The organism is Streptococcus sp. 79, from assembly GCF_013277425.1.
Classification (GTDB): domain Bacteria; phylum Bacillota; class Bacilli; order Lactobacillales; family Streptococcaceae; genus Streptococcus; species Streptococcus pseudopneumoniae.
Genome location: NZ_VMMW01000015.1, coordinates 55,222 through 68,644, shown reverse-complemented (window position 1 = coordinate 68,644; position 13,423 = coordinate 55,222). Strand labels below are relative to the sequence as shown.

The following is a 13,423-nucleotide window of genomic DNA, read 5'->3' as shown; positions in this document are numbered from 1 at the left end:
CTGGTCTTTTCACCACGGCGACCATTATCGCATTTGGCGACTACGTCGCTTTTTCTTATATCTTTACTTAATTGCCTTGCTTCCGATATCGGTTCGGTAGAAGAGGCCTTCTGTTTTTTGTTGGGCGAGTTCTTGGTAAATGGTATCTTGGGCTTCTTTGACGGTGTCTGCTGTGGTGACGAGCATATAGACACGTCCGCCATTTGATAGCAGTGCTCTGCTATTTTCCGCAAACTTAGCCCCTGCATAATAGGTGATAATGTCATCTTCTGTCTTGGCTGGTAACTTGACACCTTTTTCATAGTCTAGCGGATAACCGTTGGATGCGACAACCACACCCAGAGTCACCCCCTTGTCTGTCCAGGTGATGTTTGGCTCCTTGCCATCGAGGATATCCGTAATATTTTGTGCAAAGTCAGAGGTTAATCGAGGCAAGATAATCTGAGTTTCTGGATCTCCGAACCGAGCGTTGAACTCAATGACTTTGGGTCCATCAGCTGTCAGGATAAGCCCTGCGTAAAGAACTCCCAGATAAGGGCGACCTTCTTTAATCATCCCTTCTAGAACTGGCTTGACAATGGTGTCAACCGCTGTATCAACTACACTCTGTGGTAAGTGTGGAACTGGCGCATAGGCACCCATACCACCCGTGTTAGGCCCTTTGTCGCCATCGTAGGCACGTTTGTGGTCCTGAGCCGTTGGCATGATGTAGAACTTATCACCATTGACAAAGGCAAAGAGTGAAAATTCCTCTCCTTCAAGGAATTCCTCAATAACCACGCGCGCACCTGAGTCACCAAATTTATTGTCCAAAAGCATCTCATGAGCGGCTTCGACCGCTTGCTCAACCGTCTCAGCAACGACGACACCCTTCCCAAGCGCCAAGCCATCCGCCTTGACTACGATAGGCGCACCATGCTTTTCGATATAGGCCTTTGCTTCCTCGAAATCTGAAAATGTGCCATAGGCTGCTGTCGAAACACCATATTTGACCATGATTTCCTTGGCAAAATCCTTGGACCACTCCAGCTCCGCTGCAGCCCTAGTCGGACCAAAGGCCTTAAGCCCAGCTTGGTTAAAATCATCCACGATACCAGCAGCAAGGGCATCATCTGGACCGATAAAGGTCCAAGCAACATCATTGGCCTTTGCGAAGTCAATCAATTTAGAATGTTCGGAAATAGAGATATTTACCAATTCCAAACCATCCAGAGTCATCCCATCATTCCCAGGAGCTACAAAGACTTTTTCCACGTCTTTTGATTCAAGTAACTTTTTAGCAATCGCATGCTCACGACCACCAGAACCGACAACAAGCAGTTTCATTCCTCAACCTCTTTTGCGAATTATTTACCAACATTATATCAAAAAAGTTCGTTTTAATCTTGTTTCAGTTAGCATTTTAAGCCAAAAAAGGAAAGAAACTGTTTTCTTCCCTTTAACGTTCTTAATGTCTAAAATGTCTCACACCTGTAAAGACCATTGTCAAGCCATATTTGTCAGCAGCTTCGATAGACTCTTGGTCACGGACGGATCCACCCGGCTGGATGATAGCCCTGATCCCTGCTTTGGCGATTTCTTCCACATTATCCGCAAATGGGAAGAAGGCATCCGAAGCAAGAACAGCGCCGTCAAGACGGTCTTTAGCTTGCTCAATAGCGATGCGAACAGAAGCCACACGGTTAGTTTGACCCGGACCGACACCAAGTGTCATGTGGTCATTGGTTACGATGATACCGTTTGATTTGACGTACTTGATAGCTTTCCAAGCAAACTCAAGAGCAGTCGCTTCTGTCTCAGTTGGCTGGCGTTTGGTCACCACTTGCCAGTCAGCTGGGCTTTCTTTGACCACGTCTTGGTTTTGTACCAGAAGTCCACCGACAACACCTGTGTATTCTGCTTCCACTTCGCTAGCCTCTTGAGCATCAAATGGCAAGGCAAGGATACGCAAGTTTTTCTTTTTATTGGTCAAAATAGCTAGCGCTTCATCCGTATAACTTGGTGCGATGATGATTTCAAGGAAAACACCATGCATCTTCTCAGCTGTCGCAACATCCAACTCACGGTTGAGAACGACGATTCCACCGAAAATTGAGACTGGGTCAGACTCATAAGCATAGTCCCAAGCAGTCTCGATGTCGTCAGCTTGACCAATTCCACATGGATTCATATGTTTGAGAGCCACAACGGTTGGACGATCTTTGAAATCACGAATGATACGAATGGCAGCATCCGCATCACGGATATTGTTGAATGACAATTCTTTCCCGTTAAGCTGTTTAGCAGATGCAATCGAGTAGTCAGTCGGCAAGGCTTTTTGGTAGAAATCTGCATCCTGTTGAGGATTTTCCCCATAGCGCATGGCCTGCTTGAGGTCATAAGTCAAGGTCAGCTTTTCAGGTTTGCTTTCACCCACTTGAGTTGTGAAATACTCTGCAATCAAGGCATCATAAGCCGCTGTGTGACGGAAAACCTTGGCTGCCAAACGTTGGCGAGTTTCGTAAGTGGTTTCGCCGTTAACTGACAACTCGTCCAAAACCACTGTATAGTCAGCAGGGTCTACCACAACCGTCACACTGGCATGATTTTTCGCTGCTGAACGAAGCATAGATGGCCCACCAATATCGATATTTTCAACTGCATCAGCATAAGTCACATCCGGTTTGAGGATTGTTTCCTTGAATGGATAAAGGTTGACCACAACAAGGTCGATGAACTCAATCTGATTGTCCTTAGCTGCTTCCAAGTGACTATCCAAGTCACGACGAGCCAAAAGTCCCCCGTGGATATTTGGGTGAAGGGTCTTGACACGACCATCCATCATTTCTGGGAACCCAGTCACATCATCAATCGCAATGGTATCTACCCCAGCATTATTAAGGGCAACCTTGGTCCCACCTGTTGAGATGATGTCCCAACCGAGTTTTTTAAGTTCTTGGGCAAATTCAACAATACCCACTTTGTCTGAGACGCTGATTAAGGCTTTTTTCGTCATTCTATTCCTCTTTCTTTAAGTCCAAGCGCATAGCGACTTCGTTATTTTCTTCTATAAATCCTGTTTCCTGAAAACCCAAACTAGTCAACAGGTGCTTCATTTTTTCATTTCCAACCACATAATCTGCAACAATATGACTGCAGACTCTATCCATCTGAGCCTCTTTGATTAGAACTTCCAAGGCTTTTCTACCATAACCTCTTCCTTGGTACTGCTGACCAATCATTATCCGCCAGATAAAGTATTCCGCTTCATCCTTGTCTATTTCCAGCAGGAGAAAGCCAACCACTTGCTTATCCCAATAGATTGCCCTCGGAAACACATCTTCATTTTCCCGGTAGAGCCATGCGTCAGCTAAAGAGCGTACATTTGGAGCCACAAAACGTGCTCGTTCATCAGCTTCAGATATTTTCAAATCCAGCACTGCCTGAAAACTGCTCTCATCTACTAATTTTATCTCAATCATTTTTTCTCCTTTTGAATAAATAGGGTTTTGAGTTGATTAAAGACTAATCCAACTCATATAAAAGGTAGTTATCAAAATTTATGATTCCTTTGAGATAATCTCGGTCTGCTTTAGACAACTCAAATTCTGGAAAAGTCGCAATTAAACTGGACAAATAAAAATAATTCGGGTGCCTACGATAAGAAAAACCCGCTTGACCGAATCTCCCTTGACAGAAATCATAGGCAAGTTTTAATTCTTGACTTGTGACACCATCTAAAATTTTATCTAACTCTGAAAGCTGACTTTTATCAGTATTTTCTATCATAGCTTTCACTGTATTTACTAAAACAAAAAGAAAATCATTAGTATTATCCAGTAGGGTTGGTCTGTTAGATAACTTATTCTTTAACTCCATATAGTAGTGATCAATATTCATTTCTTCCTCTCCACTCCCAAACTATCCAGCACCTCCGGATACAACTTGTACTCTGCCTCATGAATGCGAGTTTCAAAACTGTCAATCGTATCATCAGCTAGTCGTGGCACACGCACTTGTTTGATAACCTTTCCTGTATCCACACCTGAATCCACCCAATGAATGGTCACGCCGCTCTCAGCAACGCCAGCATTCCAAGCATCCTCAATCCCATGAGCTCCTGGAAATTCTGGCAAGTAGGCTGGATGAATGTTGATAATCCGACCTTCATAAGTCGCCAATAAGGTTGGCCCAACAATTTTCATGTAGCCTGCTAGACAAACCAAGTCAATCTGGTGCTCTTCCAAGAGTTCGACAATGGCTGCTTCGTAGTCTGCCTTGCTCTCAAACTCCTTGAGTTCAAAAGCATAGGACAGAACGCCGAGCTTGTCTGCACGTTCGAGCACATAGGCGTCACGATGGTCTGAAAAGACAAACTCTACTGGAAATTGTTCCGCTATCACCTGAAAATTTGAGCCATTACCAGAGGCAAAAACCGCTATTTTTTTCATTTGATGATGACACTTTCGTTTTCTTTCTTGACGATACGACCGATTTCATAGACTGGTTCATCCAACAATTCCTTGACACGACTTACATTTTCAGGGCTAACTGCCAGCATAAGCCCCACACCCATATTGAAGATTTCAAACATTTCTTCATGTTTGATTTTACCATATTTTTCAAGAGCTTTGAAAATAGGAAGCACTGGAACTTTGCTTTCCTCAATCTCAGCAGCCAAGTCAGCTGCAAACATGCGAGGGACATTTTCGATAAAGCCACCACCAGTGATGTGGGCAATGCCGTTGACCAACCCTTCCTTGATGAGTGGTAAGACAGCCTTGACATAGATACGAGTCGGCTCAAGAAGAACTTCCTTAAGTTTCTTACCTTCCAATTCTGGCAAGATTTCCTCACCTGTATAGTCAGCAAAGACACGACGAACGAGAGAGTAACCATTGGAATGAATCCCACTTGAAGCAAGTCCAAGAAGAACATCTCCCTCTGCCACTTTTGAACCGTCAATGATTTGAGATTTTTCAGCCACACCGACCGCAAAACCAGCCAAATCATAGTCATCTTCGCCATACATGCCAGGCATTTCAGCTGTTTCCCCACCGATAAGGGCAGCGCCTGCCTGCACACAGCCCTCTGCCACACCAGCAACAACTTGTTCTAGCTTAGCTGGTTCATTCTTCCCTGTTGCTACATAGTCAAGGAAATAGAGGGGCTCCGCACCTGCAGCAATGATATCATTGACACACATGGCAACACAGTCCTGACCGATGGTATCGTGTTTGTCGTACTTGATGGCCAGCATGAGCTTGGTTCCGACACCGTCAGTCCCTGAAATCAAGACGGGCTCTTTGACCCCAGTCTTTGAAAGGTCAAACATACCACCAAAGCCACCCAGAGCTCCCATGACACCTGCACGCTCCGTACGAGCCACGTGCTTTTTGATCCGTTCAACAACTTCATAACCCGCTTCAACATCCACACCAGATTGAGCGTACGCATTTTTATTTGCCATTTTATTTTTCCTTTTCTTTTTTTGGGAAAGACTGCGACGTATTTTTAGATAAACAATTATTTTATCTAAAAATACTAGTCAGGTCTCTAGCTTTAGTCCCATAGGAGAAAGCGTCTACTGACAAATGCTTTAGCTTTTAGTCAATAGTGAGACGTGAAGTATAAGCATTCTTATTTGTCATTTTTATATTCCTTTTCTTTAATGGAGAATCTGTGATCTATTTGTAAAAACTGGTCTTTTCTTCCAAACTTCTACGATAGTCTTCTTCGTAGTCATAGAGAGGCGTTGGGTAATCACCATCAAAATAAGCGACACAGAGACCACCATTTGGCGCATCCGTTTCAATACCAATTGAATCAATCAACCCCTCAACGGAAAGGTAGGTCAGACTGTCCGCACCAATGATTTGGCGCGTTTCTTCGACCGTATGATTGGCCGCAATCAGCTCCTGACGGGTCTGGATATCAATCCCATAGAAGCATGGATAAGCTAGCGCTGGACTTCCAATAGCAACGTGAACTTCAGTCGCTCCCGCTTCTTTCAATAGCTGAACGATACGACGAGAGGTCGTCCCACGTACAATAGAGTCATCAATCATAACCACACGCTTGCCTTTTACAACGCCTGAAACAGCAGAGAGTTTCATCCGCACCCCTTGCTCCCGCAATTCTTGAGTCGGTTGGATAAAGGTACGTTGGGTGTATTGGTTCTTGATGAGGCCCATTTCATTTGGTAGCCCAGACTCTTCCGCAAATCCCATAGCTGCGCTGAGTGAAGAATTGGGTACACCGACTACAATATCCGCCTCATGCTTGAATTCTCGCGCCAATTGGGCACCCATACGTTTACGTGCCGTATGGACATTGACACCATGAATGTTAGAATCAGGGCGGGCAAAATAGATATACTCCATAGAACAGATTGCTAACTGAGTATCATCTGTATAGCTGTCATACTGAATGCCCTCGTCATCAATAATCACAATCTCACCTGGCTTCAAATCACGAATCCACTCTGCACCAATGACCTCAAAAGCACAGGTCTCAGAGGAAATAACCACCGCTCCGTTGGCCATTTTCCCGATAGAAAGCGGACGGAAACCATTGGGGTCAAGAGCCGCAATCAACTTGTCCTCAAACAGCAAGATATAGGCAAAACCACCTTTAACTAGGCTGAGTGCCTCCTTGATTTTGCCCATCAAGTTCGGATTATGGCTGCGACGAATGAGATGAGCCAAGATTTCCGAGTCCGAAGTCGCGCTGAAAATCGCGCCTCTTTGTTCCAATTCTTTCTTGAGAGAGGCCGCATTGGTCAAGTTTCCATTATGAGCCAATCCAAACTGCATATCGTGAAAACGGAAGAGGAAAGGCTGAATATTATCTACAGAAGCTTCGCCAGCAGTCGCATAACGCACATGACCAATCGCACTAGTTCCTGTCAATTTATCCAAATTAACTGGATTTCTGAAGACTTCTGATAAAAGCCCCATGTCACGATGGCGCTTCAATTGTCCCTGATCATTGGAGAGGATTCCTGCCCCCTCCTGACCACGGTGCTGAAGACTGTGGAGACCAAAATAGGTCAATTTAGCAGCATCTGGATGTCCCCAGATACCGAAAACACCACATTCTTCATTAAGAGATTTTACTTCGTATGTCATTTTTATACCTAATTTTCATTTGTGTATCATTCCTTCAGTAGAGCGGAATGATACGGTAGGAGCTCCTTCACTCGCAAAACAAAACATTTGCAATCATCATGACCTAGATCTACATGACTTTTACATTATTGATACTATCTATTAGAAAATCTGCAAGTCTTATTTTCCAGTAAAGTATTTAACCGCTGACGCGAACAGGTGCTGGTCTTTATTTCCTGGGATATTTTGGAAAAGACCTTCCTCATAACGTTCTGAGTGGCCCATCTTACCGATGATTTGGCCGTTCTTGCTGGTAATTCCTTCGATGGCATGGACAGAACCATTCGGATTGTACTTAGAGTCCATACTTGGTTTGCCGTCAAAGTCAACATATTGGCTAAAGATTTGACCATTGTCACGGAGCTCTGCAAATTCCTCAGCTGTCACGACAAACTTCCCTTCACCGTGCGAAACAGGAATGGCATGAATCTCACCAACTTCCACTCCAGCAAGCCATGGTGAGTTAGTATTGGCAATGCGAGTTTCCACCATCTTGGCCACGTGTTGGTTGGCATCATTGTAGAAGAGGGTTGGGCTAGTACTGCTGGCCTCTTCGAAGTTCCCGTATGGAAGAAGACCTGATTTGACCAAGGCCTGGAATCCATTACAGATACCGATAATCAAGCCACCACGGGCAATAAAGCTGTCAATAGCCACACGGACTTTTTCATTGAGCAGGATGTTGACAATAAACTTAGCGGATCCATCTGGCTCGTCCGCAGCTGAGAATCCACCTGCAAAGAAGAGAATGTTTGCCTTGCCGATGTTGTCAACCATAGTTTCAACTGACTTGACAATAGCCTCTTCATTCAAGGTCACAAATGGCAGCAAGTTTACCTCTGCACCTTCTTTCTCAAAGGCCTTGGCTGAGTCATATTCTGAGTTGGTTCCTGGGAAGACTGGGATGTAAACCACAGGTTTTTCAACCTTTTCTTTGGCTTTAATCACAACATCTGATACCACAGCTGGTACTTCAGCTAGTTCTTTAGCTTGGGCAAACTCTGTTGGGTAAACTTCTTCCAATTTGCCTTGGAAAGCACTGTCAAGCTTGTGTCCATCTAGCTTCACACCGTTGACAGTCAGTGTAAAGGCTGCTTTCGTTTGTCCAATCTTCTCTAATCCAGCAATTTCTTCAGGAGAAGTAAAGACAAATCCACCTAATTGTGCTGTCAAAGCCGTTTCTAGTTCAGGCAAGGTTACCTCTGCACCGATATGACTTCCAAAAGTAGCAAGTGCCAAACTTTCAAGCACACCGCCGTATTTAACAGCTGAAGCTGCTGTTACTTTGTGAGCCTTTTGAAGGGCTTCAAACTGAGCAAAGTTAGACTTAATCAAGTCAAAATCAATTTCTGCAGAGAGGGCTTGGCCTGGGATGTAGTAGATGTTTTCACCAGCATTCTTGAACTCTGGCGAAAGCACCTTACGGCTATCTGCCGTCGTCACTCCAAAGGCTACCAAGGTTGGTGGCACTGTCAATTCTTCAAAAGTACCAGACATAGAGTCCTTACCACCGATAGATGGCAAACCAAGCTGAATTTGTGCCTCGATAGATCCTAGGAGAGCTGCTACTGGCTGACCAAAACGCTCTGCTTGTTTATCCATGCGCTCGAAGTACTCTTGGTAAGAGAAGCGAGCCTTAGACCAATTGGCACCTGTTGCTGCTAGACGAGCTGTAGCTTCGATCACCGCATAGGCAGCACCGTGGTATGGAGACCATTCAGCTACATATGGGTTGAAACCTTGGGCCATGACTGATGCAGTATGAGTCACACCGTGTTGAACTGGCAATTTCTGTACAGAGGCCTCAGTTGGTGTGAGTTGATAGCGACCACCAAGTGGGTGATTAACCGTTGAACGACCAACAGAGCAATCAAAGATAGTCTGCAATCCTTTTTGACTCGCATGGTTGAGGTCAGATAGAACGGTAAGGGTATCTGCTTCCAGTGTTTCTACGCTTGTTGTACGCTCTTCTGGAAGTTTGACGTCCTTGTCCACAACCTTAGCATCGACAACCACTCGTACACCATTGGTATCAAGGAAACGACGTTCCAAGTCGACAATGGTTTCACCATTCCAGTGCATGACTAGATTTGGTTTTTCAGTCACTGTCGCCACCACAACAGCATCAATATTCTCTTTGTTACATTCAGCAACGAAGGCATCTACATCCTCAGGACGAACCACAACTGCCATCCGTTCTTGAGATTCAGAGATGGCAATTTCGGTACCATTCAAGCCCTGGTATTTAAGAGGCACCTTGTTGAGGTCAATTTCCAGACCGTCTGCCAATTCACCGATAGCCACACAGACTCCGCCTGCTCCAAAGTCATTGGACTTCTTGATAAGACGAGTGACAGCGCCATTACGGAAAAGGCGTTGAATCTTGCGTTCTTCGATAGCATTCCCTTTTTGAACTTCAGCTCCAGCAGTTTCCACGGACTCAACCGTTTGAACCTTAGAAGAACCTGTCGCTCCACCGACACCATCACGTCCAGTCTTACCTCCAAGAAGGATAATGACATCACCTGCTTCCGGTTTTTCACGGACAACATTGCCCTTAGGAGCCGCACCTACAACAGCACCAAGCTCCATGCGTTTAGCTACAAAACCTGGGTGGAAGTATTCACGAACATAGGTCGTCGCAAGCCCAATCTGGTTACCATATGAAGAATAACCATGAGCCGCTGTCTTAGAAATGACCTGTTGTGGCAATTTCCCAGCGCGAGTTTCTGAAATCGGTGCGGTAATATCTCCAGCACCTGAAATACGCATGGCTTGATAAACGTAGGAACGACCTGACAATGGGTCACGAATAGCACCACCAATACAAGTAGCCGCTCCACCAAATGGCTCAATTTCCGTTGGGTGGTTGTGAGTTTCATTCTTGAACATTAGGAGCCATGGTTCTTTCACACCATCAACGTCCACTTCGATTTCAACTGAGCAAGCATTGATTTCGTCAGACACTTCCATGTCATCCAAACGTCCATTAGCACGCTCATAACGACCGAAAATAGTCGCCATATCCATCAAGGTTTGTGGTTTTTCAGAACGCCCCAACTCCTCACGCATGGCAATATACTTGTCATAGGTCGCCTGCAATTGCTTTTGGAATTTAGAAGCTGAAAAGTCGATGTGTTTCAACTCTGTCTCAAACGTCGTGTGACGGCAGTGGTCAGACCAGTAAGTGTCCAAGACCTTGAGTTCTGTTTCCGTCGGCACCCGCCCGATTGACTTGAAATAGTCTTGGATAAAGAGCAAATCATCCACTTCCATGGCCATCCCTTGCTCAGCCTTGTAGCGAGCAAAGTCTTCTGCTGTATAACTTTCAAAGAAAGTCAATTTAGGAATGGTCTTGTCTGACTCAGAAAATTCCTGCTTGGCAATCCCTGTCGTGATGTCCTTGAAACGAGAATCAACTGGATTGAGCAAGTAGTTCTTGACCGCTTCTAATTCAGTCGCATCGATATCTTTATTGACCAAGTAAAGTTGGGCTGTATTAACTGTCACGTCACTAGAACTTCCCAGCAAAAGCAAGGCTTCCTGTGAAGATGCTGCACGCTGATCAAACTGCCCTGCTAGGCTTTCAATGGCAAAGAAAGCATAGTTAGCAAGATCCGCCTGTACAGCAGCTTCATCCAAGACATGGTCTGTCACCTGCTCAGAGAAGATGTGTTTCTCTGCAGGCGCAAACAAGCCCTCTGCCAAATCAAAGACATCATAGACTTGCACAATACGAATACTTTTCAAGCTTGAAAGTCCCAAGTTGTGCTGGAGTTCTCTCACCAAACTCTCTGACTTGACCTGAAAATCAGCCTTTTTTTCAACAAAAATACGTTTATCCATCAATCCTTATTCCTTTATTTCAGCTTTTACAATGTTCCAACGACCTTGAGGTTGTTATTTCAAACCCTGCAACTTTTCCCAGACAATCTCGTAAACATCTGTTAGTTCTCCCAATCCTCTACAGAGTGAAAAGGTCTGGGGGACCCTTTCAGCCTGAGTCCTTTTAGTTGAGAGACGAAGGTTTTCCGCTGCAAACAGATTATTTCAAACCTTGCAACTTCTCCCAGACAACTTCATAAACGTCTGTTAGCTCTCCTAATCCCCTACGGAAAACATCCTTATCCATGTGGTTGCCATCCGCATCCCACAAACGGCAGTTATCTGGTGAAAATTCATCTGCTAAGATAATCTTGCCATCCTTGTCAAAACCGAACTCTAGCTTAAAGTCAATCAACTTAAGCCCAATCTCAGCAAACCAGCCTTTCAAGAGTTCATTGATACGACGGGTTTCTTCCTTCAAGTAGGAAATCTGCTGGTCATCCGCAATCTGTAGGAATTTCACATGCTCATCATTGATAAATGGATCATCCAAATCATCATTTTTGTAGTAAAATTCAACAATCGGGGTCTCCAAGGCGATTCCCTCATCCACACCAAAACGTTTTGAAAAGGAACCAGCTGTATAGTTACGGAGCACGACTTCCAAAGGAATAATCTCAACCTTTTTATTGAGTTGTTCCGTGTCTGAAAGTTTCTCCACAAAGTGAGTCGCCACACCAGCCGCATTTAATTTCTCAAAAATAAAAGATGAAATCTGATTATTCAAGACTCCCTTACCTGCAATCTGCTCCTTCTTGACACCGTTGAAAGCAGTCGCCTGGTCCTTGTAAGTTGAAATAATAAGATTTTCATCCTCAGTTGTATAGATATCTTTAGCTTTTCCCGAATAGATCAATTGTTTTGACATTTTAAAGTTCGCCTTTCGTATTACTTGAGCACATTTTACCACAAAAAACCAAAAAACACAAGAATTTAACCGAATAAATAGTAGATGTTTTTCAAAAATTGTAAAGAAAAAACTGCAAGAAGAATCTTTCTCACAGTTTAAAAATTATTTAACTCTAAAAACACGAACATTACTCTTTGTTCAAAAATTGATCCAAATAATAACGTAGGTAACTTTTCTTGCCCGTAATCATCTGCAAGCGGCCTTCCACCCCGTACCTAAGTTTTTCAGCCTGCTCCGAAGTTAGATTAGTCTCCGCCTCGATTTTAAAGAAATTCCCTTTCTCAGTCTTAGTAGCTGTCGCATCAATACTTGTAATAGTAGAATCTAGGAAAAGTTGATTCCCGGCATCATGAGTCGTAGTATAGCGAACAGAATCACCGACCTTGATTCTTGCTACATATTTTGAACTTAGATAAGCTGTGAGTTTGGCTTTCCCTTCTCTTTCCAAAGATGGATAAAGTTGGGCTAGTAGGGCACCTTCTGCAACCATGCTAGAATCACTGGTCTCAGGATTAAGATGAAGCACCCCATCCTCACTCGCCGTAACTTTCCCCTTGTCTAAAAGATTTCCCTGTACCTTCTTACCTGACTCTGCCTCCAAAATTTTCTGGGCTAGAAGGGTCAATTCCTGACCAACCTTTGCCAAGTGTTGGGATTTAAGGGATTCCAATTGACTGCTTAACCCTGACGCATAGGCTTGCTGGGTACCTGAACCTGCATACTGGACACGGTAAGTAGCAAGACTAGATTCTAACTGAGAAATCTGTGCTTCAACCTGTGCAACTGCCTGAACCTTAGTTTGGGGATTTTCCTCGCCCTGAGACTTGTAGGACTGGTAAAGAGAGTAGGCTAGATTCTGACCGGCCAAGGAAGCACCTGTTTCAATAGCTGACTTAGCTGTCTGGTAATCGCGAATTTTAGCCTCTGTTTGACTGATGAGGTTGCCGATTTCGGCTTGGGTTTGGCTAGCTGCTGCATTCTGGGACGCGATGGTCTCATTTTGTTGCGATGTACTAGCCCTAAGACTGCCTGCTTGACTGATGTAGTCGCGAAAGGTGGCTTGGTAGCCAAACTTATCCTCCTCTGGAAAGTGGTTCTCCCCTTCTTGCAGGCTCTTTTGCAGATACTCCAATTGCTTTTTTTGATCCTTTAGCATGTCCAACTGACTGGCATAGGACTCCGCTTGGACACCCTCTGCCCCTTCTTGGTATTGAACCAAAAGATCCCCCTTCTTAACCAGCTTATTTTCTTCCAAATGATTGACAAGAATACGATTGTTGCTAGTTGACTGGATATTTGCAAGGATACGACTAGGTTCGACAGTAGCTCTAGTGGACAAACTCATCTCCTTCTCTGCAACAGTTGCAAAGCCAAGTAAAAACACAAGCAGAAGGGCCATGGGTACAATCACACTACTGGAAAAATTATGGTAACGACGATTATAAAACTCCGCACTTTCTAAAAATTCTGGTTTCATCCT

Annotated in this window: 11 protein-coding genes; all 11 read right to left on the bottom strand. The window is 44.4% G+C overall.

The window, feature by feature from the left end; all coding sequences use genetic code 11:
• Window positions 1–63: 63 nt before the first annotated feature.
• The 11 genes from purD to comB all read right to left on the bottom strand — a co-directional run bounded on the left by purD (window position 64) and on the right by comB (window position 13,420).
• Window positions 64–1,326: a phosphoribosylamine--glycine ligase gene (gene purD / locus HT729_RS03790; protein ID WP_172925928.1), complete on the bottom strand. Its 1,263-nt coding sequence runs from the start codon at window positions 1,324–1,326 to the stop codon at window positions 64–66.
• 121 nt (window positions 1,327–1,447) lie between these two features.
• A complete protein-coding gene (gene purH, locus HT729_RS03785; protein WP_000161907.1) occupies window positions 1,448–2,995 on the bottom strand; it encodes a bifunctional phosphoribosylaminoimidazolecarboxamide formyltransferase/IMP cyclohydrolase in 1,548 nt (515 codons plus the stop codon).
• A gap of 1 nt (window position 2,996) precedes the next feature.
• Window positions 2,997–3,461 (bottom strand): GNAT family N-acetyltransferase, encoded by a 465-nt coding sequence (locus tag HT729_RS03780; RefSeq protein WP_000569796.1) that lies wholly within the window; start codon window positions 3,459–3,461, stop codon window positions 2,997–2,999.
• Between the two features lie 43 nt (window positions 3,462–3,504).
• A complete protein-coding gene (locus HT729_RS03775) occupies window positions 3,505–3,879 on the bottom strand; it encodes a hypothetical protein (RefSeq protein WP_001017821.1) in 375 nt (124 codons plus the stop codon).
• Entirely contained in the window at window positions 3,876–4,430 is a 555-nt protein-coding gene (gene purN / locus HT729_RS03770; RefSeq protein WP_000717510.1) for a phosphoribosylglycinamide formyltransferase, read from the bottom strand. Before purN ends, HT729_RS03775 begins: the two co-directional genes overlap by 4 nt.
• A complete protein-coding gene (gene purM, locus HT729_RS03765; protein ID WP_001284585.1) occupies window positions 4,427–5,449 on the bottom strand; it encodes a phosphoribosylformylglycinamidine cyclo-ligase in 1,023 nt (340 codons plus the stop codon). The genes purN and purM overlap by 4 nt, the downstream gene beginning before the upstream one ends.
• A 217-nt stretch (window positions 5,450–5,666) precedes the next feature.
• Entirely contained in the window at window positions 5,667–7,109 is a 1,443-nt protein-coding gene (purF, locus tag HT729_RS03760) for an amidophosphoribosyltransferase (RefSeq protein WP_138700230.1), read from the bottom strand.
• A gap of 159 nt (window positions 7,110–7,268) precedes the next feature.
• Window positions 7,269–10,994 carry a phosphoribosylformylglycinamidine synthase gene (locus HT729_RS03755; protein ID WP_172925929.1) on the bottom strand — a complete coding sequence of 1,242 codons (3,726 nt, stop codon included), beginning with the start codon at window positions 10,992–10,994 and terminating at the stop codon, window positions 7,269–7,271.
• A 54-nt stretch (window positions 10,995–11,048) separates the two neighbouring features.
• Window positions 11,049–11,192, bottom strand: a complete 144-nt coding sequence (locus HT729_RS12570) for a phosphoribosylaminoimidazolesuccinocarboxamide synthase (protein ID WP_078934271.1) — start codon at window positions 11,190–11,192, stop codon at window positions 11,049–11,051.
• 1 nt (window position 11,193) lies between these two features.
• Window positions 11,194–11,901, bottom strand: a complete 708-nt coding sequence (gene purC / locus HT729_RS03750; RefSeq protein ID WP_050261351.1) for a phosphoribosylaminoimidazolesuccinocarboxamide synthase — start codon at window positions 11,899–11,901, stop codon at window positions 11,194–11,196.
• Window positions 11,902–12,070: 169 nt separating this feature from the next.
• Window positions 12,071–13,420 carry a competence pheromone export protein ComB gene (gene comB / locus HT729_RS03745; protein WP_000801611.1) on the bottom strand — a complete coding sequence of 450 codons (1,350 nt, stop codon included), beginning with the start codon at window positions 13,418–13,420 and terminating at the stop codon, window positions 12,071–12,073.
• Window positions 13,421–13,423: the final 3 nt, after the last annotated feature.